Below are 22,896 nucleotides of genomic sequence, written 5' to 3' on the forward strand. Positions count from 1 at the left end.
AACCACTAGGTTAATGCTATGACGATTAAGATTTCACAGCGGCATATCTTACGACGAGACAAGTGGTTGCTTTCGTGCCTTACTTGGATACCGATTTTGCTCGCGATGATGATTTGGGGAGTGTTCTCTGCGGGCATTGCCCGGGATCTGCCAATCGGTGTGGTTGATCTACAACATTCCCAACTTTCTCGAAAGCTCATTCAATCTTTGGATGCGTCGTCGAGTCTGGCTGTTAACTATCACTACACCAGTACAAGCGAAGCAAAAAATGCGATGATTGAAGGCGATATCTACGCTTACGCGGTCATCCCATCTAAGTTCGACCAAGATATTCTCCAACACCGCCAACCTCAACTTTCTGTCTTTTACAACAGTCAGTACATTTTGGTAGCGAAACTGATCAACTCTGCCGTTGCGCAAGCACAAGGCTATTTCGACGCTCAGGTTGAAGTAATGGGAAACTTGGCTAAGGGTAACACCACAACGTTAGCAGCGGCTGGACAAGCTGTACCCGTGTCGACACAAATAACCGCATTATTTAACCGTAACAATAACTACGCACAATTTTTGGTAACGGCTATCGTGCCAGCCATTTGGCAAATATGTATTGTAGTAAGCACTATTTTGATTCTTGCCGCGCACTTTCGCATTTATGGTGGAAAGAATGGATTTGCATTTTTGGGCGAAAAGCCATACGCCAGGCTCACTACCCTATTAAGTCAGTACATTCCGGTCTTTATGGCGCAAGGTGCGTTGTTCTTGTACTGGTTTTATTCCGTGCTTGATTGGCCAATGGAAGGCAGTTTTGTGGTTATGCTACTAGCACAATTGGCGACGGTTATCGCCTGTATCATTATGGGAGCGTTGTTCTTCTTCTTGTCGATGGATCCTGCACGTGCGATGAGTTTTGCTGGCGCGTTTACGGCTCCAAGTTTCGCTTTCATGGGAATTACATTCCCAGTTTCTGACATGAACACGCTCGCTTATGCATGGCGTTCATTATTGCCGATTACCCATTACATTGAAGTACAAGTGAGTCAAGCAAGCTATGGAGCATCGGCCGCACAATCTTTAAGCTCGCTATGGCCTATGATTGGTTACGTTATGCCTCTGCTCATTACCGCAGCCTTGATGGGTAAACATCGAACAGCTTCATCAACACGCCAAGCGAAGGAGGCGGTATGACATTGTGGCAACTGATTAAAGCGGAACTTAAGGCCGTTCTAACCAATCCAGTCGTTACGTTGACCGTGTTTGGTGGTGTCGTATTTTACTCGTTTTTATACCCTTTGCCTTATGCACAACAAACGCCTCGTGAACAACCAATCGCGATTGTTAATCTAGATGGTAGTCAGACGAGTTTAAAGCTGGAACGTATGGTTGATGCCACCCCGCAAGTCAACGTAGTCACTCGACTTCATACGATTGCCGATGCAAAGCAAGCATTTTTACAACGAGAGATCACCGGTTTTTTAGTCATACCAGAACACTTTTACAAAGACCTAATGCTAGGTAAAAGCCCGACTCTAGCCTACGCTGCGGACGCCTCGTATTTTCTCGTGTACGGAACCGTGGTAGAAGGATTGGCCCAAGCGGGAGGCACATTAGGGGCCCAAGTGAAAGTCAGTAAAATGGTGATAGATGGTGTGCCCATGAGTATGGCTAGCCATAATTACTCTGCTATTAAGCTTAATATGAAACCGACGTTCAACCCAACCATGGGTTACATCGAATACGTAGTGCCGGCAGTATTTGTTCTGATTTTACAACAAACGTTGATCATGGCGGTTGGATTGCAAACGGGAACACAGCGTCATGGTCGTGGCTATTGGTCACAAGTATCAACGGGATCGCTGCTGCTTGCGAGAACGTTAGTATTTGTGGCAATTTATTATTTACTCGGCGCCTATTATTTTGGTTTTAGCTTCGAACGCTTAAACGTAAACCATATCGCCAATGCGGGCGAATTGCTGGCTATGTTGTTCCCGTTCTTTTTAGGTTGTTGCGGACTAGGCTTCTGGCTAGGTTACTTATTACCTCGGCGTGAACTTGTCACCTTAGTCGTCTTAGTGAGCTCTATGCCGCTCATTTTCTTGGCTGGTTTTATTTGGCCGATTGAAGCCATACCTACTCCCTTACTATGGATTGCTGATTTAAGCCCAAGCACTTGGGCGATAAAAGCTTTCTTAGCGCTAAACCAAATGGGGGCAACCTGGCAACAAGTCGCTCTACATTGGACGGCACTTTGGGCACTCACTGTGCTTTGGGGTAGCGTTGCGTACTGGATTGCTAAGCGAAGTAACAAGCCAGTTGTAACAGAGAGCTTGGGGTGACAGCTGACATTTTCTATTACTATAAAAAAAGCCGGGTAACTAAACCCGGCTGAAAATCTGCGTCCTTGCAGCGGACATATGGTAAAAACACTTTTTGCTCTGGGCTTACCCATTGAGCGAGATTAGATTAAGCCAAAAAGTATGGATTCCATACTCTCATATAGAGGGTCATATCCTTCCAATAGACATTAGTCTTCGCTAGAAAGATAACGTTTTTCAGACACAAAAAAACAAGACTCACATTGAGTCTTGTTGTTGATAGGGATGAGCAGGATACATGTCGCCGCTAAGTCATATCACGGATTATTTTCTCTCGGTATTCTGTAACGACCTTCATGATTGAATTTTTTACATCACCGACTTGCTTAGAGGGTTGGCACCATAGGCCAAAACCAAACTTAAAACCTTCCAATAATTCAGAAGCTTCCACTGGCTCTATATGATTATTAGAAAACTCCGAATGGGCAAACGTTCTGGGGAGAATCGCCCATCCTAAACCTGCTTCAACCATTTTCACTACAAGGGCCAATTGGTCGACCTCTTCATGGTTCGAACTTACGATGACTTTTTCGCCCATTCCCTCTTCAATAAGAGACCGCAGTACAAATTGTTTACTATTCCTCAAGGCTGTCAATACTCGATCTGGTGCCATAGAAGCGAGTTCACCACCTTTCTGGACGAAAGGAACAAATTCAAAATGACCTAAAAACGTCGCATCCAGACTATGTATTGCTCGACTATCATGCACATTGACAATACCGAATTGATAATCACCATTCTGTAAACCCTCTTTAATTTCGTTGCGATTACGAACAAGAAAGTTAACTCGCATCATCGGAAAATCTGCTGCTAATTGAATACGAAGCAATACAAGAAAACGGTGTGGTATAGCGCTTGAATAGGCGATACTAACATTCTCTAACCCACCGTAAGCTAGACTTAATGCGACTTTATCGAAAGTACGTGCTTGTTCGATGGTTTGCTTAGCATAGTGGTAAAGAAGATGACCATCTTCTGTCGGTTCTACCGAGCGCCCCACTCGCTCAAACAGGTTGACCGCCAGTTGGTCTTCAAGATTGGTAATCACCTGCCCTATTGTGGTTCGGTGCTTATTGAGTTTGACCGCCGCCTTACTAAACGAAAGCTGTTCATAAACGGTTACGAACGCGAGAAGTTGTTCAAAACTAAAATTCATAGGTTGTGCTTACTTTTTAGAGTTATCTAATTAAATTACCACAAGATCGTAGAATTGCTACTTGGTAACGGAAACAATCTGCGTTTGAATTCCTTCTCGACGACACAAAAAAACCTACTAGCTTCAGTAGGTTTTCTCTAACTTAGTTGTACTCAACGACACGAGCTAAATAGTTGAATTCTCCTGAGTCACCATGGTAATCGCGGTAGACATCGACACTGAAATATTTAGGTTGATCAGCGTAAATGTGGTCAACGACTTTTTGCTCAAGTGACTCCAACGTTTCACCGACCTGAGAGTACACGAACTGCTTGTTCACTTTTTCCAATTTACGTTTTTTCGCTTCTTTGTGTGACACATAGTTGTTGATCTCTTCCCACTTTCCCACGAACTCGACCGCCACGTAACTCGAGTTCTCGTCAATCATGATAAAGGCTGCACCTTCTTCTTTGATTGCAGACAGTTGCTGCATATCACTATCCACTTTTTGCTGGTCAAGATGGGCTCCACTTTGGGCGAATGCAGTCGCGGAAGCGGTAAGTATCATGAGTGTAAGAACGGCTTTTTTCATTGTATCGTTTTCCTGTATTAAGGGAGTTCAGTTACCCAAAGTTGCCCTTGGGTGGCTTTTTTGAATCCATATTCGTAAATCGTCAGCAAGTAGCGGTGATCGAACATATCTTTCGTTACTTTGGCGTACCTGAAATCTTGATCAATGTAGGTAAACTGCATCTCGATATCGTTGATTTCACTGATGTATTTCATTCGATAGAGATCACCACGAGTTTGCGCTAGCGTAAGGCTTGAGACACTTTTCGATACCAAGTCCAAACCTTTGTCTTTTAGTGGACGATACGGCGCTTTTAACGCACCATTGCGAATCACATCCAACTGAGGCGCTTTTTCTAACCCCAAAGCATCTGAGATTTGTTGATAGTTGAAGTTAGACGGATTAAAGAACACCTGCGCTGCGAGACCGCCATCTACGTGTAACTCCTCAAGTGTTTCTCCATCATGTTCAACATCGATAAATTGTGGAGGGAAAACACCAGGGATCGATGCGCTCGCAGCAAGCACCTTGTAAATAAGTTCAGATTTGTCCGCTAAATCACTGTTCGCAATCGCACCAATATTCCAAATCACCAGTTCGCCTGAATCAAAATGGGTACTGCCAATAAAGAGGCGTTTACCATTGCGGTGTTGCTGCGCCATCGCCTCGATCATGGGCTCAGGGTAAGCGTCTGCGATGAAATCATAGAGGTTCTCACCATCGGTAAACGCGTCCTTAAACAGGGTATTTAAGAAGTTCTTCTTACCCAAAATATTCTTATCATTGATGTTGAGCATGACTTCTTTCATCTTTGGCATCGCATCACCGCCAATGAAAACAAAAGGAGCGATTAGGGCACCCGCACTGACTCCAGTAATGATGGCATAATCTTTTAGCTCCCCCTTTTCCTGTAGCCCCATCAAAACGCCGGCCCCGTATGCACCGTTTACGCCACCACCCGATAAGGCCAAAATATTGAGCTGTTCACCCTCTACTTTGATCGGTGTGGTTTGATTGTGCGCTGAGTAGAGAAAATCCGGCGCTTCATTGGCCCACATTCGAAGTGGCTCATTTGGTGTCGAACTCGCGATCTCGACATCTTTATAGTTGCTTTGAGAAACACGAACATCCAGCGTATGAGGTGAACTACAAGCTACTATCAGCAGCGAAAGTGCAACCGTCACACCAGAGGAAATTAAACGATTCATAATCAGTCTCATTTAATGTTCTCTGGCGTATGACCAGAGACTCAGTTTGAAGTTAATTGGGTCAAAATGAAGTCCGTTTCGTTGTTTGGAGTTACTATAGCTAGGCACGGCTAAACCCCATAATCGCGATTGTAGGATGCTATCCATCAAAGCAATTATGCCAAGTTTCTATATGCTAACTTTACGCTTCTCCGTTAATTAGGTACTGCGCTAAGCAATTTTCACGACGTTGAACTCATGCGTCGGTTCGACAAATTCGTATTGGGCATTGATCGTCTGTAGCTCCCATGTGCCATAGCCTTTTGTGATCTCCAATACACCGTAAACGGCGTTATGTGTATGACGAAAGGCTGCGACAGGAGACATCTTCTTCACCAAACAAGAGGTAAAAATCGCAGAAATTAAATCACCGACTCCGACTGGCTGCATAGCAAATTCAACACTAGGTCGTTGGGCCAAATAGCTTGCTTTCGGCGTCGCTAAAATCATACTGAAGGCGTCATCTGTTAGTGCATGCAGGTGTTTCACCAATACCATTTTCGGTCCTAACTCTAAGGCTTTTTTACATGCAGTGACCGCATCATAAAGAGAGTTAATTTTCACACCTGTTAACTCGCTCAGTTCAAACTGGTTAGGAACAATCACATCAGCGATGGGCAACAAGCTATGGCTTATCGCTTCTTTGACACCGTCTGCCACAATGCAACCTTTGTCTGGATCACCCATAACTGGGTCACACACATAAAGTGCACTATGGTTACGCGATTTGACTAAACTTACCGCTTCGGCCACCGCTCGACATTGCTCTGCGCTGCCTTGATACCCGGACAGTATCGCGCCACATTCTCCTAACTTCTCAATGTTATCTAAGCCTCTCATTAGAGAATGAATTTCATCTGCCCCAAACTTCTGTCCAGTCCAACCTTGCTGGTACTGAGTGTGATTTGAAAACTGAACCGTGTGGATTGGCCATACTTCGAGGCCCATTCTCTGCATCGGGAAGACGGCAGAGCTGTTTCCTGCGTGGCCATAAACCACATGAGATTGAATAGAAATAATGCTTTTCATAAGTCACTCTTAATAGGGAAGTTTGTTAGCTTGGCGACTAAATAAACACAATATCGCGCACTGTGCTTATTTGGTCGGAATAGCCTCGACAACGCCGAGGCTTATTCTTAATCAGGCTGGATTAATTAGCCTTGGAACTCAGCGAAGTACTCATCCAACACTTTGCGCGTTGCACGACCGATAAGCTCGTATTCGTGATGAGTAAGGTTTGCTAACGAAACTCGAACTGATGCGTGTACTACATCGAAGCCTTGGCCTGGAAGTAGGATAACGCCGGTTTCATGTGCAAGACGGAACAGGAAGTCTTTGCCCTTCTCGCTCGCTTTGAACCATTCAACGAAGGCTGGTCCGTACAATTTGCCGCCCAAAGTGTCGAGCTCAAGCAGTGTGTAGTAGTCCACACGATCTTTGTTTTCTTCAATTTCTACACCCATGTTTTTGTACAGAGTTTTGTAACGCTCGCGGATGATGCGTTTACATGCTTCTTTGTAGTTTTGTTCTGAGTCCATCAAGCAGTTCAATGAGAACAACGCCATTTGAACTTGTTGAGGAAGAGACAAACCTGCTGTGTGGTTAAGCGCTACGCTGCGGCTGTCTGCTACGATACGGTCAATAAACTTAATCTCACGAGGTTCCGGAGTCAGTGTTTTGTAACGATCGTCCAACTCAAGTTGACGCGCTTCAGGAAGGCTGCGCATTGCATCGTCAAACACGTTGTTGTGTTGAATCGCAATCGAGCCTAAACGCCAGCCTGTTGCACCGAAGTACTTAGAGAACGAATACACACAAAGCGTGTTGTATGGCAGTTTTGCAAACAGTGAGACAAAGTCGTCCGCAAATGTGCCGTATACATCGTCAGTCACAATGAACAGGTCGCTACGTTCGTTGTTCACAAAATTTGATAGGTTATCCAGAGTCTCATCCGAGAACTTCACAGACGCTGGGTTTGCCGGGTTAACAACACAAAGCAGTTTGATGCCTGTATCTGCAAGCTTTTCGATTTCAGACATCGGCAGTTGCCATGTTGTCTCATCCAGACGTAGTTCAACGATTTCCAGTTCGTATTCACTCAGTTCTGGAATCTCTAGGTAAGGCGTAAAGATTGGAGTGATTAGCGCAACCTTGTCACCTTTCTTCAATAGACCGTTGTTGAACATAGTTTGGAACGTGTACGTCATAGACGCTGTGCCGCCTTCCGTTGCAAACAGATCGAAGTCTGTTGTCATTGGCATTGGGCCGTACATCTCTTCTGCGATGTACTGCTTCACAACGGTTTCGATGTTCGTCAACATACGTGGTGGCACTGGGTAGTTACATGCAAGGTATGCATTAACCAGTTCATTCAAGAAAGCTTGCTTCTCTAGACCCAAACGATCTTTTGCGTAGCTCAGCGACTTTTCTAAGAACTGCACACCTTGGTCTTTCTTATTGTCGCTTGCAAACGTGTCAAAGCGTTCAACAATGCCCACACCATCTGGAATGCCACCGAAACCACCATCTAGGTATGAATAAGTGCGCTCGGCTTCCAATATTGCGAACTCACCCAAACGAATGAACGCTTTACGCGGTAGTGTCGCAAGAAAATTAGGATTACCACGACCTGCATCTAATAAAGCGCGGTCAGGAACAGTTTGTGCCACTTCAATAAGTTTATCTTTTAATTCAAATGGGCTTAAATCTGCAAATTTTGAAAAATCAATTGTTGTATTTTGCGTAGTCATAATATTTACCTGAATTTATTATTTAGTAAAATTTGGATAATACTTCCCCTACCGCCTATTTAATTAGGCGATAAGATTGTTCGAATTTATTTAAATTACATGCCTGCGTTTAAAGTAATAATGCCGACAATAATTGGACCCCATAGGGTAAGCAGTACATTGGCGACTGCATAAGTCACGGTGAATGAGAATACTGGTGTTGCATTACCTGTTTTTTCCATTAAAGCCGCAAATGCTGGGTTCGCACTTCGTCCACCTGTCACACAGCCAAGTGCTTCAACTGGATTCTTAATCTTCAATACAAAATATGAGAAGAAGAACGAAATAATCTGAGGGATAATCGTTACACCCATGCCAAGGAACAACAGAGACATACCGTGTTCTTTGATGGTGTCGACCGCTTGAGGCCCAGCCTCAAGGCCAACAATGCCCACAAATGCTGCCAAACCGAAATCTCGAATAAAGTTCGCGGCCCCCACAGGAAACTGAGCAACATGCGGATTGCGGCTACGCAACCAACCCACAATCAAACCTGAGATCAAACAACCTGCACCAGAACCGATAGTGACGGGAATACCAGCAATCTTAAAACTGATTAGACCAATTAATAGACCCACCACCATGCCCATACCAAGCACGACTAAGTCAGTCACGTTTGCTGAGCCCATTCGCTGACCAATGTTTTTCTCAACGCGATTGATGTCTTTTGCGGTACCTGTAAGCTGGATGACGTCATTTTTCTTCACCACAAGATCCGGCGTCATTTCAATTGAGTTGCCTTCACGAATATAGTCTGTCACATAAATACCGCGCATAGAGCCTTGGTTCGAAGCCTCTTTAATCTCTTGCAGCGACTTACCAATCAGTTTGCGGTTGTCTGCGATCAGTTGACGGTTTTCTTCAATAACTTCATAGCCTTCTGGAAGTGCAATCTCGTTGTCAGCCAAACCATCTTGCAGCTGATGTACTGCATTACGGCGACCTGTTACAACAATGACATCCCCTTCTTTCAGTGCTGTGAATTTGTCCACGTCTAGCACTTTGCCATCGCGTTGAATCAATTCAATACAAGCAGCCAGAGCGTGTTGGTTTAACTGGGCTAAGGTTTTGCCTGCTAGCCCACCATCTTTGCTCACTTTAAATGCTCGTGTAACCAGCGCTGTGACAGCGTTGAACTCACCCGGCGCTAAATCACGCTTACCATTTGAATTTTTCTCTTCTAGCGCAATCGCTTCTGCTCGGATATCCCACTTCATCAGTGTTGGGAATACCCATGTCACCATCAGAATTGGACCAAGCGAACCAAAGATGTACGTAACTGCGTAGCCTACTGCGACGTTGGTCTGCATTAGGTGCTTCGCTTCTTCTGTCACACCACCAAGACGTGCGATCGCATCACCCGCTGTACCGATGATTGCCGATTGAGTCAAACCACCAGCTGCAAGGCCTGCTGCCGTACCTCTGTCTAGATCAAACATCCAAGCTGCTGCTAGTACACAAAGCAGGCCAGACACCGTCATCACTACAGCAGAAAGTAGAATGTTGATGGTTCTAAAGTTCAATGCTTTGAAGAACTGCGCACCACCTTGATACCCTACTGCGTAAATAAAGAGCGCAAAGAAAATGCTTTTTACGCCGGGATCAATATGAACACCAAATTGCCCAATAATTACACCCATTAATAATGTTCCGGCAACACCGCCAAGAACAAATCGACCAATGGTAATTTTACCAACCATATAACCGAGAGAGAGCGTAATAAAGAGAGCAACAAATGGTGCCATGTCAAAAAGATTAGAAATAATTTCCATGACAATTTTACTCTTACTAATAAATATAAAACTCAAATAATCTAACGAATAATCTGTCACTCATATTTGTTGGATTATTTAATTTAAAAAGCATCTCGTTTGCTTCGAAGCGAATATTAGGAACAAAACCTCACAACTCGTAATCCCATTTGAAGGATGAAACCATCACTTCGCATATTCAAAAGCAAAAATCGATCAATAATTGTCGAAAATTTAATAACTTAGCGTTCTGCAATGAACACCAGATAAATCGCAAAATAATTTTATTTTTGTTTTCGCGCTTCAAAAAGCGGTTTGGTTGCATCATTCCCTCTATATAGCGCATAACACCTTTCTCTTGATGGATTAGATCCTACAAAAGCGATTATCACTGATGCCATCACTTGCCTTATCTTTACATTCATCAAGTTAATAGAGAAAAACACCATGAACTCAATGCCACATGAACTTGTGTGGGGCGAAGTTTACTTCCCTCCCTTGTTGCTGGTTATTGCATTGGCTTACATGCTCACCATTTTGGTTGGAACCGTTGCAACAAAACTGGGACTCCACAAATACGTTGCATTTCCCGCGCTCGCTGAGCTAAGCCTAATTGTGATTTTTACTGGCGTTATTGGTCGATTCATTACCATATTTTGAGGCAAATTCCGTGATAAAACGTTATCTCATCACACTGCTATTACTGTGTTCCGCTGGCACCGTGATTTTCAGCTACTACCAATCATACTCTGACAACCCTTGGACTAGAGATGGCCAAGTTAGCGCGCACATCGTTTCTATAACCCCCCGCGTAACAGGACAAATCATCCAAGTCTACGTCGAAGACAATTCGCAAGTGAAACAAGGCGATTTGCTGTTTGAGATTGACCCAAGCATCTATAAAGCGGCGTACCACAAAGCGCTAGCAGCTCAAAAGCAAGCCATTGCATTACTAGCAAAGGCCAAAAATGAAGAGCAGCGAGCACTTAAGTTAGAAAAGCGCACACCTGGCGCTGTACCTGTACTGACATTGAATAACCTAGACAATGCGGTGGAGACAGCCGTTGCCAACGTAGAACTCGCGAAAGCCAATGTTGAAGAAGCCAAGCTAAACCTTGATTACACAAAAGTTTATGCGCCAACGAATGGTTATATCACTAATTTGAACTTACGCGTCGGCTCTCAAGTCGTCGCTAACTCCCCAATCGTGGCTTTGATTGATGAAGACAGCTTTTGGATCGAAGGATATTTCAAAGAAACGGATTTAGTTGGCGTTGATCCACAAGATAAAGCCTACGTGACCTTAATGATGCACAATGAAGCTGTGCTGGAAGGCAAAATCAAAAGCATTGGCTACGGCATTGCGAAGCAAGATGGTAGTACTGGTAACGATCTTTTGCCCAATGTGAACCCTAACTTTCAGTGGATACGCTTAGCTCAACGCATTCCAATTAAAGTTAAATTAGATCACTTACCGAAAGATTTTCAACTACGTGTTGGTATGACGGCCTCTATCAAAATCATCAAACAATAATGCGGTGGAATGTATGTTTAATGCCTCAACCAAAGAAGCAATCAAAGCTGCGCTGTCTATCGTTATCGCGATCTGCCTTGCCTTATGGTTTCAATGGGAGAAACCGTATTGGGCAGCGATCGCAGTCGCGGTAATGGCATTAAATGAAAGCTTCGCTCACTCAATAAACAAAGGTCATAATCGCTTATTAGGAACCCTCCTTGGCATCGGTTATGCCTTTTTCCTCATCACGACGTTTTCTCAAGATCGCTTTTTGTTTCTCACCTTCTTCACCTTGTTTTTAGGTGCGTGCATTTTTATGTCGAGCGACGAAAAGTATGGTTATGTGTTCTCTATCGGTTTTGCTGTGTGCTCCATCATCGCATGTATGGGAGGATTTGATAGTCAAGCAACGTTCCACTTCGCTGTTCTTCGCATGCAAGAGACGATTCTTGGTGTGATCACGTTTTCTGTTGTGTACCGATTAGTCTGGCCAGTCAGTACAGAACAAAACTTCATTCAACGTTTTGAGACCAGCAGAGAGGCGATGCTTAACGCTATGAAATCGCCCAATGATATAGATACTGAAGCTCTTGAGACCAACACCGCCAACATAGAAAAGTTATTCCAACTGGTCGGCTTACCACTTACTGGCAGCTACCACTTGAAAGAACATCGTCAGCTATGGCGTGCGCGTTTAAATGAGATGGCACAAATCCAAGACCGATTGCTAGAACAAGCAGATAAATCGCAAAGTCGTGAGATCGATTGGCCAACACTAACGCAGCAACTGCAAAGCTTTGATATTAAAAATCCAAGTACGTCGCTCATTGGTCACGTTGCTTATGTCATGCAAAGAGAGAAAAACACGGTTTGGCATCACGAGCATCGAACGTTTATCCAGCATTTGAATGAAGACGGCAGAAAGGTATTGCAAGGTGTATCCATGTTCGTCACTTCTTTGTTGATCTGGATTTATCTGCCCGTACCCGGAGGTTTCATTTTTCCGATGCTAGCAGGCGTGTTCTCTTCAATCGTTCCTACTATGCCACCAAGCATTATTAAAGATGCATTTTTTGGTGTGATAGGCACTGGCACGGTGATTCTATTGCAATACATTTTCCTAATGCCAATGATGACCGAGCTTTGGCAGCTTGGGCTATTCTACTTCATCAACATCATCGTAATTTGGAAAGTCTTTTCCACACCAAAACTGATGGTACACAGAATTCTAGGTATTAACTTATTGGTTGTCTTGACATCAGGAGCGCTCAATTTAACCCCAGCGTATCGAATTGAAACGCCCTTGCTGATGCTGGTAAACATTATGATCATTTTGATGATTGCCAAGTTGTTTACTGATCTGTTTCGTGTTCGCGTTACGGTCTAAGCGTCAGCTCCGTACTTGAAACTAAAGCCCTGCATTGCTTCTGCTATGCGGGGCTGTTTGTTTGTGAGCTAGCCATTATTCTTTCGTAACCCATAAAGCGAGGATAGTATCCATCAAAAGCGATTAACGGTATTTCTCTTCACCTCATAAAATCCTCTCATTGATTCACGAAATGCAATCGAAAACCATGCATTCACAACGTCAATCACAGCAAACATATCTATCTAACTGAACAAGAAGTTCAGTGACACATTAACTGTCTGAGTCTCGAAGGTTTGAGACTATTCAGAGTGGAAACTGTCATGAGTTTTTTTGAATTACGCGCCGGCAAGACGTCTTCTCTTACTGTGCTCGCGAGCGCACTAATGCTTACTACCCCCACTTTTGGCTTCGCCGCTGAAGAGACGACGACCTACAACGAAGTAATCGAGCAAGGCCGAGCACTGTTCGACAAATACGGTATCAGTCATGATTTACCAAAACTGGCCATCAGCTCTCTAGTTCAAGGCGAGCATTTGGTCGAGCATGCCCACCGAAGTGTTAAAATCGGTGATAGCGTTCGCGATTCGTCCGTCTACTTGGTTAAGAACACCGATAACAAAGGCAACATTGACCTGCGTATCAAGTACAACCCTGAACAACTCGATGAAAATGAAAAAGTACTTGATGAGATCGAAGCTTTCACACGAACAGAATACCGCCTTCGAAACTACGCGGAGAGTTTTGACCCGTCATCAGTAAGAGCCAAAGAGGATCAGAATGGTAATGTGATCATCAGTTTTAATTACTCAAAATACGGTCTTCCTCAAGATATCGCCTACTTCCGCTTTTTAAGCGTTGATATTGAGTTGGTTAATGGTGAACCGAAACGTATGGTCATTACCAACGATAAACCGTTCACACATCACAACTACCAAGTGGATTCTTACGATCAAGAGATCCTCTTCCAGAAATTAACATCAGGCAAAATTGCGATTGCCAGTAAAAACACCAAGATAGTTGGTTCAAAGAAAAATAAACCACTCGAAATGATGAGCAGCGTAAAACCGGTAGCGATTTATGAAGATAAGATTGGCGTGCAAGTACTAGACGAAAAACGCTTGAATGAGGTCTCTGATCCACGCATGCAAGAAGCCAGTGTTAAGCTAGACCGAGTTTTTCCTTTAATGGGTGATATGGTTCGTCGTCAAGGTATCGATTTGCCTCTGCCGTTTGGTGTGTCACTAGCGTATCGAAATCAAGATATGAATATTCCATTTAATGATTTCACGATTGAAGGCATCGGCCTTAATGAACTGTTTGATCCAGAAGACAGTGTCGGCATCGTGAGTGCTGAGAGCATGACGCTTCGTGGCGATGTAAACATCCTGCCATTTTGGAATGTATTTGGTTACATCGGAAAAGTTAATGTCGATGCCAATGTTGATGCCGCCTACACGGGTGAAGGTGGCCAGTACATAAAAGATAAGCTGAACGATAAACTGCCAGGATTAGGTGATAAGTTTTGCGATGGTTTATCTGCACTTTGTAGTCGCGGACGCCTAGACGTGCCGCTGCATTTGGAATATGACCTTCGTGGTATAGGTACAACCCTTTCGGTTGGCTATAAAGAATTCTTTGCTTCTGTCACTGGTACCTATTCGCAAACTCGCTTAAAGGGCTTAGATGATTGGGGCGATGGTATTGTTACTGTACAGCCGATGTTGGGTTATCAACTTGTCGATTATCGCACGCAGTTTTTTGTCGGAGCAGAATATCAAGGACTGGACGCTCGAATGGACGGGCATGTAAAAAGTGGTGATATCGAATTCGATTACGACATTGGTGTAGATCTTAATCAATGGGCGTTTTTGACTGGTTTCAATAAGCAAATCGGCAAAAACTACAACCTGACCTTTCTCTATAACAAAGGGGAAACTCGAGAGTCAGTAACCTTAAATCTTGGTTACCGTTTCTAGCTCTCATAAAGAGCCCGCCCCTAGACGATGGTAGGACTGCATCCTACAAAGGCGATTACTGAAACTGTCGCCGATGTCCTACCATTTGAGCCATCAATACAACAAGCCATCCAACCATTCACGGATTAATGCCAAAGCGTCAGGACGTCGCTTGTTAGATGCCGTTTAACATTTTCGGTGTACGCACCAAATGACTTTTGGACATAACAATGACTTTACTCAATCGCTCAACTTTAGCCATTACCATCACTCTTGCCTTAGCAGCTTGCAGTGATGACTCTGGTAAACCTAGCGTTCCTAACGGCCCGAAGCCACTACAACCCTTACCACCAGAGCAAATCGCTTTGGAAATTGGCGATGCAACCATTCAAGCGACCAAAGAGTCCCTTGTCATCACACCGCTTGATGCGGATGAAAAACTGGCAGCGGTAGAGGCGTTCAAAGGTATCCAATTTGCGCAAGCAGACCGCTTTAAGCACAGCCTTGTAGCCCCACTTGAAGGCGATATTGATGCGACTCAGTTCGGTGATGCGTGTCCGCAATTAAAAACCACGACTCAAACGCAGTCAGAAAATTGTTTGAACCTAAACATTTGGCGACCAACCGGGATAGAAGCGTACGCAGATTTGCCAGTTTATGTCTTTATTCACGGTGGAGACTTTGAATACGGCGCAGGCTCAGAACCGCTGATTCATGGTGATATGGTGGTTGCACAAGGTGCTGACGATGGTAACCCGTTTATTGCAGTTACTTTTAACTATCGTTTGGGCTTGCTAGGCAGTGTTTGGATCGATGGTTTGGACAACCCTGAAGGCGGTAACTTTGGTCTAGGCGATCAAAAACACGCGCTTGAATGGGTTCAACAAAACATAGAGGCATTCGGCGGCAATCCGCAAAACGTGACACTCATGGGTCAAGGTGCGGGTGCCATGGCGGTGGGAATTTTACAGCAATCAAAAGGCGATGCTGCAATCGCAGGTGAGCACTTTCAACGTGCCATCATGCAAAGCAACCCTTACGGCTTTGAATATAAAAGTTACGATGTTGCCAAGAGCCAAAGACCAGAGCAAAGCGTTGAAGATCTTGCGTTACTACCACTTGAAGAGATCATGAAGGTACAAAGCGAGATGCTTGATCCTATTCAACGTCTTAAGAACTGGGTACTGACCGCCGTGAATATTCCGGTTATAAGCCCAACACGCGACAACAGCCCATTAGCTACATTGATGCCATTTGCGCCTTACATCGAGCATCGCCCACCAGCGTTTCTAGTGAAAGAAGTACCAGGCTATCACTTTACTGAGCAAGCCATTGAGAGTGAATGGATCGTACCGACGGTAATTGGCTCAAACAGTGCAGAAAGCAATACTCTGGGCATGCTACCGAGCCTGACATTTTTGATCCCAACTATCACTGAAATCTTGAGCCAAGAAGCGCCAGAAGTCATTGAAAGTGGTGACGAAAACTTAATCGTCGAATACATGGTGGAGTGGCTAGAATCGGAAACGAACTTAAACCGTTTACGCGCTGAATATCGTTCATTACTCAACGATTCAGCTTCGATTGAACTCGATCTTTCTGACTTATTGGAACTGCTGCCTAGCACCGCTTATGAGGCGATGACTAAGTTGTTCTTCGGTTTGGGGAACTCCGATTCAAGCACGGAGTTACTTGCTCTGGCTGACTTCTTCCCTAACGATGAAAGCGAACTGAATGGCGCGGCGAAAAACATGCAGCAATTCAAAACCATGTTGCATGATTTGCTCTTCACGGGTCCAAACCGTCATAAAGTTTCAACTGAAGAAGCAACAGGAGCAACGCCAAGCTTCTACTACTTTGACTACAAACCTGGATTCAACGTATGGACTTACAATACCAAAGGTGAAAATGGCGATCTCGACGTTGGCGATTTACTCAAAAGCATCAGTTGTATTGTCGGCGCTTGCAATGCATCGGAATTACCATTTGTGTTTAATAAAGCATTAAAGCTTGATGGTTCAAGTGTTCGTCCAGGTAGCAAAGACAAAGCAATGATGAACGAGCTCTCTCGTATGTGGTTTAGCGAACGTTTATTTGAAGACTTCCAATACAACAGTGCGACTGATCGAGTTTTGCTGATCGATAACGATGGCGGTATTCAATCCACACAAGACTGGGACAATGCTCATCACTCAGGCATCGATCCAAAACTGCGCCAAGGTCGCCTCAACGGTCTCGAGGAACTTGGGCTGATTCTGAGTCACATGTAACTTCATCCTCAGCCACTAAAAACTCGTTACCGAATACCTAAAAGCCAGTCCGCTGGCTTTTTTCATCCTTATTCCTTGAACATAATTAGGAAGGTTAACTCATGTTTCCTAACGCCCTTCGTGCTCTGCTACTCTTTATCTTCGGCGCGCTGTTGGTTGGCTGTGCCCAGCCCTACCCTCAAGTTGAACCGGATTTTGAAGCCAATTGGCAAACTACTCAACATCAATCCGAAGTTTACTTAATTCCTACCGCTCCAGAAGCCTTTGCTCGTCGTGTTGAACTGGTAAGAAACGCTCAGCAAAGCATCGATATGACTTACTTTTCTTGGGAGAGTGACACGCTTGGTTTGATGCTACTCAATGAACTCAAGCAAGCAGCAGATCGAGGCGTGCAAGTTCGACTCACTCTCGATGATTTATTGGTGTTTAACGAGAAATGGCTTGCTGATCTCAGCGCTCACGACAACATTCAAATCCGTTTATTCAATCCGTTTGATTCACGTAAGTCAGGCTGGATTGGTCGCGCCGTCAACTTCTCTACTCATCAACAACGTTTGGACAATCGTCTGCACGAGAAGTACTTCAACGTCGACCATCAATGGATGATTCTAGGTGGACGTAACATTGGCAACGACTATTTTGGTTACAGCCGCAAAGCGAACTTCTTTGATATGGACGTCTTGTTCAAAGGCAGCATTATTCGAGTGTTCGACCAGAACTACCAACAACTTTGGAAAAGCGAGCATGTCACGCCAATAGAAAACATCGTTAACGTTACCCCAAACTATTCCGCGTTTACTAAAGCGCTTAATAAAGGTGAGAAAGACAAAAGCATCATTCTGGCGGAAGTTGAAAAACAGGTTAAACACCTGACCAGTCCCGACTTCATCACTGCGCAAGTCACCCCCGTTTTCGACTCATTAAACAAGTTAGAAAACAACAAACCCTACTTTAGAAAACGTGCAGAACACCAAGTTTGGCAACAAATAGCCACTGCGTCTAAAGCCGTGATATCAACGCCTTACGTGGTACCAAGTGATGGTGAATTTGCCTTTATTGATACCTTGATGGAGCAAAAAGCGGACATCACGTTAATGACGAACTCGTCTGCTTCTAATGATTCTGGCTTTATTCCGGCTTATTACGAGGAGCATCGCCAAACCCTGTTGGATAAGGGCGTTCATATACTTGAGTACAAAAACCAAGCGAAAAATGATGACCATTACTTCCATGCGGATACTTATTATCACAACAAGACGGTGATACTCGATGATCGGCTGACTTATATCGGCTCATCAAACTTCGACCCAAGATCGGATTTCCTCAATATGGAATTTGGTGTGTTGGTCCAAAGCAGAGCCTTTGCAGAACATGTCATGCACTACTTAACTCGGCAACAAGATGAACTGTTTTGGCGAGTATCTCGAGATGAACAAGGCCAAACTCAGTGGCAATCAATGAATGAGATCCATACTAAGAATCCAAACTATGGTGGATGGCATAAGGCACCTAACTGGATATTCAAGAAACTGAATGGTGAGTTCGAACTCTAAACAATCAAGACTTAAAAGGCTCTCTATCTGCAAGGATGAGAGCCTTTTTAATGTCCGCTAAAACTGCGTGCCTAGCGAAAAGTGAACGCGGAATTGGTCTCCTTGAGGAGCATCTAAACCATAAGCAAAGTCCACTTTGACGGGCACGTATTTTGAATTCCATATCAAACTCAACCCTGTACCGCTTTTCCAATCCACCCTATCGTTGAAGGCATCACCAACATCATAAAATGCCCCAAGCCACAATTGGCGGTAGACCTGATATTGATATTCCAGCCCAGCAGTAAACATGTAACGGGCACCCGTTAAATCGCCATTCTCATCTCTAGGAGAGATAGACTCATAACCATAACCACGAAGATTGCCATCACCTCCCGCAAAGAAGCGTAACGAGGATGGAATATCGCTCAAAGTGTCAGCGACATTAATACCGACATTAGAACGAAAGTGAAACTTGTGTTTTTGACTAATATCCCATGACAGAACACTATTGCCCTCAATACGCAGCAAACGAGAATCGGAGAAAAAATTAGGATCTGAGTATTCCAATGAGTAAACGTGACGGTGCCTTACTTCTAATTGATCGTTCTTGCGATCAAGCAGTGAAAATGTCACCCCCGGTAATAACAACTGTGATTCGTTATTCTCCGACGCTTGTCGATAACTTTCTTGCAAATAACGAACGTGCATGGTGCTTTGCCAATCACTGTCTAACTGCCAGTGTTTTTCAAACGATAAATCATTAGAAAAACTCGATGTGTCTCGATAGTCGACATGCTTAGATTCAAACTGAATCCCGTAGTAATCCGTTAGAACATTTTGGGTGGGAATTTTGTAACCAAGTAATAGTGATTGTTCCGGTTTGGAAGCGTACGCTTGTGCCTCAAAACTGTGTCCACGTGCGTTATACCAAGGCTTGGTCCAGTTCAGCGAAGCGCGTAATCCCAAGTCTGTCGAATACCCACCACCGACTTGCACAATATTGCGTGAATTCGGCTCTGCGAGCACTTCTATCGGCACCTTATGGCCATCGGATATCTCCTCGAAATCCGCTTTCACAATCACACTGCGAAACCAATCAGTACTGGAGAGATCGGCCTGATATTGACTCAATTTCAAAGTATCAAAATCGTCGCCCCGTTCAAATGTTCTCATCGCTTCTATTCGTGCCGTTTCGATACCCGACGTAAGAACAGAGAGTTCTCCAAATTGGTAACGAGAACCACTAGAGAAATGCAGATTCACATGGGCTTGATTCAAACTTGGAATGACTTCCAAAGACGATTCGATAAAACGTCCATCTAAATAACCTTTTTGCTGAGCCAATGAAATCAAGTTTCGCTTTAGCGTATCGTACTCAGAATGAAGCAACGGCTGCCCTTGCTTAAGTTGAGCTTGATTGATTAGTTCGATGAAATCCTGATCGTTACTGGCCTCTCCCGACACAGCAAGATTAGATTTTTTGACCAACATCACCTCCCCCGCGTCAACCTCAAGCGTGATGAGATCATTCTCTGATCTCTGAACATTGAGCTCGGAATGATAGTAGCCATAAGGGTTTAACGCATTATTAACCATCTGCGTTAGTCGATTTGAGGTAATGTTTGAAACAGAGAGTTTCGTTAGTGGTGTAAGGTGACTTTCAAGATTTTTCTCTAATATTGATGTTAGCCCTTTGATTTTAAATTGCGCTCCGAGTGCATGATGTAAAGGCATAGAAGCTAAAACTGATATACCTATTATTTGTTTAATGAGAGGAGACACACCGCTACCTAGTTTAGCAATACACTCGACAAGGTTAATGATGGAATGGCATATCAGCTAATCGCGTTTGTAGGATTGCTCCCTACGAAATCCTCTCGAAAATTCACGTTTCACAAGTAGATACTTTGAACGATAAATTGGCTCAAGCTAGGAGGTGGCAAATCATGCGGTCTGAAATAGGTATACTGTTTGCCAAAAATACAAAACCCAACGCTGAATGGATCTCATCAAGCGTTGGGTTACATTGATAATGTGTTTTTAATCTAAAAAGCGGTCTGTTTGTAAAACTAGATCGAAGAACAGTTTCCTTTTTCTGCCATGTCGACTTTTAGTACTTCTGCTTTACCTTTGCTTTCGTCTACGAGTTCTACGCCCGCACCACCAACAAATACACCCATTTTAATGTATTGATTAACGAAATAATTACGGCCCTCTTCCGTTAAGATAGTTAAGTGATTTTCAGAAAACTCAGACTCTGTACTTACTTGATGTTCTTTATTGCCTTCGACCTCATGGTAGAAGAATACACCAGGAGCGGTTTCACCAATACATTCCCCATCGACGTAAACATACTTTTTAAGCGCTGCTCCGACAAAAGCATCTTCTCGGTAAATGTAAATCCCTGCGTTCCCCTTTTGAGGTGCTTCAAATGATTTCATTTGATTTGATACTGTCGAATCAACAGTAGGAACAGAAGCACAACCTGACAAACCCAAAAGGAATGCGGAACACAGAATTACTTTATTTTTCATGTTATTAACCTAGCTACGATAAAATCGCGCCAACCATACTATAAATAAATACGTTCACTTATTGGTATTTTTGAAATTTGTGATTCAGCCTATGCAATAGCACTCATTTAGCGTATAGATTGAGCAAACATTAGCCATATAATAATCACGAGAATAAAATGCCCTGTATCTAACGATCACTAAATGCCACTTTACTCGCTAGACTGATAAGTAGAATACCTGAAACACCTTCAAGAGTTCTTGAATAACGCTGAGAGTGTGGACGACTAAATACCCAATTACCCACAGAGGCGTACAAAACGTTACATGTCGTCGCAAGTACGCTGAACAGCAAGCCAAGTACTAATAATTGCATTGATGTTGAGCTTGCAGACGTATCAATAAATTGAGGCAGAAACGAGAGAAAGAATAGCGCTACTTTTGGATTCAAGACGCTGACGATAACTCCCTGAACAAACACATTTTTATTATTATCAACATTTTTGTTTTCAACGATTTTACTTTCTCCACGCCACATGGACAGTAATGACTGAACACCTAAATAAACTAGGTAAGCAGCCCCTAACCATTTAACAACGCTAAAAGCCAAAGATGAACTCAGAATTATTGCTGACAAACCTAAACATGCCGCTAGTGTATGAAAAAAGTAACCAACACCAAGCCCCAGAGCCGCTTTCAGCCCAGCAGATAATTTACCTTTCATTGTATTGGAAACAATATAAATTACATCAGGTCCAGGAATCATGTTGATAGCGAGACAAGCGACAACAAATAATAATAGTGAGTTTGAATCCATTCTTTTCTCCAAATTAACGTCTTGCGGGATAACATTTCATCGAACTACAAGTAATGCAACGTCCAGGTTTCAATTGGTTATATTTAGTATTAACAACACGTTACTAATACTACAGCACTGCACGAAGAGCACAATCATGAACAGTGATACGAATTAAATTATGGGCCTTTGTTAGCCCTTTGAATGATAATATTTAGCATCATTTGGTTGTAAGCTTTTTCTAGCCAGCAGCTCTTATGGAAGTTAACAAATCGGCTACTTAGTATACTTAATAGACCGTCAAATCAGATAGATTATCTATTCTTATTTCTTCAAGCCTTTTGTGCTTCACTTTCCTGCCTCACTAAGCAGCAACTTAATACTTGCCACACCAAAAAATAACGCGAACACGCCTTCAAAAACTGCTTTGGATCTGAGATAGGTTTGCCTGACCTTTTTATACGCGAAAAGAAAAGCATAGCCAAAGAAAACCAAAGCACTAACCAGCCCTACAACAAAAATTACCGACAACAATTCCAACGGACTGGCCGTAGGAGGAACCCCTATCGAATAAAGCGCACCGAAAAACAGAATAGCCTTTGGGTTAGTTAAGTGAATTAACACTCCGGTTAAGTAGTTACCCTTCTTTGTCGTTACGTATGTTTTGGGTAACTTTAGCTGCTCGATGTTGCAGGCAGAATGTACGGACTTTAAAGCCAAATATAAAAGATAAAATGCCCCACAATATCTAAGAATTTCAAAAAGCCAAACATTGCTATAGAGTATGGTTGCGAGACCAAAAGCGGCTGAGGTTGACCAAAATAAAGACCCCGTTAAAACACCTGCAGCCAAATACCCTCCAAAGCGTCGACCGTGGTTCATTGACGTGCCTGCTATCGCAAGAGTTGCAGGTCCGGGGCTAACGATGGCAGCGATAGCTGATACGACAATCAGTGAATAATTTATCTCTTCCATTTTTACTCTAAGCCTCCAAATGGAGTTTTATCAACACTTATCGCGGAATACTCTATTGAACGTACATCAGAAGCGTAATACTGATTAAAACACCAAGTGTTA

18 protein-coding genes are annotated in these 22,896 nt (G+C 43.6%); 8 read left to right on the plus strand and 10 right to left on the minus strand.

The window, feature by feature from the left end; translation table 11 throughout:
* The first annotated feature begins 18 nt into the window (after nt 1–18).
* Nucleotides 19–1,185, plus strand: a complete 1,167-nt coding sequence (locus R7F67_RS14220; RefSeq protein WP_262630398.1) for an ABC transporter permease — start codon at nt 19–21, stop codon at nt 1,183–1,185.
* A complete protein-coding gene (locus tag R7F67_RS14225; protein ID WP_318057239.1) occupies nt 1,182–2,333 on the plus strand; it encodes an ABC transporter permease in 1,152 nt (383 codons plus the stop codon). The genes R7F67_RS14220 and R7F67_RS14225 overlap by 4 nt, the downstream gene beginning before the upstream one ends.
* Before the next feature lie 286 nt (nt 2,334–2,619).
* Here the strand turns inward: R7F67_RS14225 and R7F67_RS14230 are convergent, their stop codons facing one another.
* The 6 genes from R7F67_RS14230 to aspT all read right to left on the minus strand — a co-directional run bounded on the left by R7F67_RS14230 (nt 2,620) and on the right by aspT (nt 9,886).
* Entirely contained in the window at nt 2,620–3,528 is a 909-nt protein-coding gene (locus R7F67_RS14230; RefSeq protein ID WP_017634569.1) for a LysR family transcriptional regulator, read from the minus strand.
* A 142-nt stretch (nt 3,529–3,670) separates the two neighbouring features.
* The gene (locus tag R7F67_RS14235) at nt 3,671–4,099 is read right to left on the minus strand and encodes a hypothetical protein (protein WP_025768103.1); all 429 of its coding nucleotides are present in this window, start codon (nt 4,097–4,099) and stop codon (nt 3,671–3,673) included.
* Between the two features lie 17 nt (nt 4,100–4,116).
* Nucleotides 4,117–5,286, minus strand: a complete 1,170-nt coding sequence (locus tag R7F67_RS14240) for a patatin-like phospholipase family protein (RefSeq protein ID WP_017634571.1) — start codon at nt 5,284–5,286, stop codon at nt 4,117–4,119.
* Between the two features lie 210 nt (nt 5,287–5,496).
* Complete coding sequence (gene pdxY, locus R7F67_RS14245) at nt 5,497–6,354, minus strand: pyridoxal kinase PdxY (protein WP_033906186.1); 858 nt, start codon at nt 6,352–6,354, stop codon at nt 5,497–5,499.
* Nucleotides 6,355–6,479: 125 nt separating this feature from the next.
* On the minus strand, nt 6,480–8,075 hold the full coding sequence (locus R7F67_RS14250) for a bifunctional aspartate transaminase/aspartate 4-decarboxylase (protein ID WP_230238510.1): 1,596 nt from the start codon (nt 8,073–8,075) through the stop codon (nt 6,480–6,482).
* 95 nt (nt 8,076–8,170) lie between these two features.
* Entirely contained in the window at nt 8,171–9,886 is a 1,716-nt protein-coding gene (gene aspT, locus R7F67_RS14255; protein WP_042523827.1) for an aspartate-alanine antiporter, read from the minus strand.
* 426 nt (nt 9,887–10,312) lie between these two features.
* Here aspT and R7F67_RS14260 point away from each other — a divergent pair, with 426 nt between their 5' ends.
* From R7F67_RS14260 to R7F67_RS14285, 6 genes are all read left to right on the plus strand, one after another.
* Nucleotides 10,313–10,525 carry a DUF1656 domain-containing protein gene (locus R7F67_RS14260; RefSeq protein ID WP_005377106.1) on the plus strand — a complete coding sequence of 71 codons (213 nt, stop codon included), beginning with the start codon at nt 10,313–10,315 and terminating at the stop codon, nt 10,523–10,525.
* 10 nt (nt 10,526–10,535) lie between these two features.
* Nucleotides 10,536–11,399 carry an HlyD family secretion protein gene (locus R7F67_RS14265; RefSeq protein WP_262630401.1) on the plus strand — a complete coding sequence of 288 codons (864 nt, stop codon included), beginning with the start codon at nt 10,536–10,538 and terminating at the stop codon, nt 11,397–11,399.
* Between the two features lie 13 nt (nt 11,400–11,412).
* Nucleotides 11,413–12,768, plus strand: a complete 1,356-nt coding sequence (locus R7F67_RS14270; RefSeq protein WP_318057240.1) for an FUSC family protein — start codon at nt 11,413–11,415, stop codon at nt 12,766–12,768.
* 302 nt (nt 12,769–13,070) lie between these two features.
* Nucleotides 13,071–14,726, plus strand: coding sequence for a hypothetical protein (locus tag R7F67_RS14275; RefSeq protein ID WP_225466604.1), 1,656 nt, complete (start codon nt 13,071–13,073; stop codon nt 14,724–14,726).
* Nucleotides 14,727–14,935: 209 nt separating this feature from the next.
* Entirely contained in the window at nt 14,936–16,975 is a 2,040-nt protein-coding gene (locus tag R7F67_RS14280) for a carboxylesterase family protein (RefSeq protein ID WP_318057241.1), read from the plus strand.
* 101 nt (nt 16,976–17,076) lie between these two features.
* The gene (locus tag R7F67_RS14285) at nt 17,077–18,528 is read left to right on the plus strand and encodes a phospholipase D family protein (RefSeq protein ID WP_238844292.1); all 1,452 of its coding nucleotides are present in this window, start codon (nt 17,077–17,079) and stop codon (nt 18,526–18,528) included.
* Between the two features lie 57 nt (nt 18,529–18,585).
* On the opposite strand, the gene R7F67_RS14290 is transcribed toward R7F67_RS14285, so the two are convergent.
* From R7F67_RS14290 to R7F67_RS14305, 4 genes are all read right to left on the minus strand, one after another.
* On the minus strand, nt 18,586–20,244 hold the full coding sequence (locus R7F67_RS14290; protein WP_262637012.1) for an autotransporter assembly complex protein TamA: 1,659 nt from the start codon (nt 20,242–20,244) through the stop codon (nt 18,586–18,588).
* A gap of 335 nt (nt 20,245–20,579) precedes the next feature.
* Nucleotides 20,580–21,044 (minus strand): DUF2846 domain-containing protein, encoded by a 465-nt coding sequence (locus R7F67_RS14295; RefSeq protein WP_005377099.1) that lies wholly within the window; start codon nt 21,042–21,044, stop codon nt 20,580–20,582.
* Between the two features lie 169 nt (nt 21,045–21,213).
* Nucleotides 21,214–21,840: a LysE family translocator gene (locus tag R7F67_RS14300; protein ID WP_005377098.1), complete on the minus strand. Its 627-nt coding sequence runs from the start codon at nt 21,838–21,840 to the stop codon at nt 21,214–21,216.
* Between the two features lie 327 nt (nt 21,841–22,167).
* Nucleotides 22,168–22,794 carry a LysE family translocator gene (locus R7F67_RS14305; RefSeq protein ID WP_154204486.1) on the minus strand — a complete coding sequence of 209 codons (627 nt, stop codon included), beginning with the start codon at nt 22,792–22,794 and terminating at the stop codon, nt 22,168–22,170.
* Between the last annotated feature and the right edge of the window lie 102 nt (nt 22,795–22,896).

Origin of the sequence: Vibrio sp. YT-17, from assembly GCF_033337375.1 — a bacterium.
Lineage (GTDB): Bacteria > Pseudomonadota > Gammaproteobacteria > Enterobacterales > Vibrionaceae > Vibrio > Vibrio alginolyticus.

Coding starts and splice junctions, on each gene's coding strand:
- R7F67_RS14220 (WP_262630398.1), top strand. CDS start 19: ATGACGATTAAGATTTCACAGCGGCATATCTTACGACGAGACAAGTGG.
- R7F67_RS14225 (WP_318057239.1), top strand. CDS start 1,182: ATGACATTGTGGCAACTGATTAAAGCGGAACTTAAGGCCGTTCTAACC.
- R7F67_RS14230 (WP_017634569.1), bottom strand. CDS start 3,528: ATGAATTTTAGTTTTGAACAACTTCTCGCGTTCGTAACCGTTTATGAA.
- R7F67_RS14235 (WP_025768103.1), bottom strand. CDS start 4,099: ATGAAAAAAGCCGTTCTTACACTCATGATACTTACCGCTTCCGCGACT.
- R7F67_RS14240 (WP_017634571.1), bottom strand. CDS start 5,286: ATGAATCGTTTAATTTCCTCTGGTGTGACGGTTGCACTTTCGCTGCTG.
- pdxY (WP_033906186.1), bottom strand. CDS start 6,354: ATGAAAAGCATTATTTCTATTCAATCTCATGTGGTTTATGGCCACGCA.
- R7F67_RS14250 (WP_230238510.1), bottom strand. CDS start 8,075: ATGACTACGCAAAATACAACAATTGATTTTTCAAAATTTGCAGATTTA.
- aspT (WP_042523827.1), bottom strand. CDS start 9,886: ATGGAAATTATTTCTAATCTTTTTGACATGGCACCATTTGTTGCTCTC.
- R7F67_RS14260 (WP_005377106.1), top strand. CDS start 10,313: ATGAACTCAATGCCACATGAACTTGTGTGGGGCGAAGTTTACTTCCCT.
- R7F67_RS14270 (WP_318057240.1), top strand. CDS start 11,413: ATGTTTAATGCCTCAACCAAAGAAGCAATCAAAGCTGCGCTGTCTATC.
- R7F67_RS14275 (WP_225466604.1), top strand. CDS start 13,071: ATGAGTTTTTTTGAATTACGCGCCGGCAAGACGTCTTCTCTTACTGTG.
- R7F67_RS14280 (WP_318057241.1), top strand. CDS start 14,936: ATGACTTTACTCAATCGCTCAACTTTAGCCATTACCATCACTCTTGCC.
- R7F67_RS14285 (WP_238844292.1), top strand. CDS start 17,077: ATGTTTCCTAACGCCCTTCGTGCTCTGCTACTCTTTATCTTCGGCGCG.
- R7F67_RS14290 (WP_262637012.1), bottom strand. CDS start 20,244: ATGCCTTTACATCATGCACTCGGAGCGCAATTTAAAATCAAAGGGCTA.
- R7F67_RS14295 (WP_005377099.1), bottom strand. CDS start 21,044: ATGAAAAATAAAGTAATTCTGTGTTCCGCATTCCTTTTGGGTTTGTCA.
- R7F67_RS14300 (WP_005377098.1), bottom strand. CDS start 21,840: ATGGATTCAAACTCACTATTATTATTTGTTGTCGCTTGTCTCGCTATC.
- R7F67_RS14305 (WP_154204486.1), bottom strand. CDS start 22,794: ATGGAAGAGATAAATTATTCACTGATTGTCGTATCAGCTATCGCTGCC.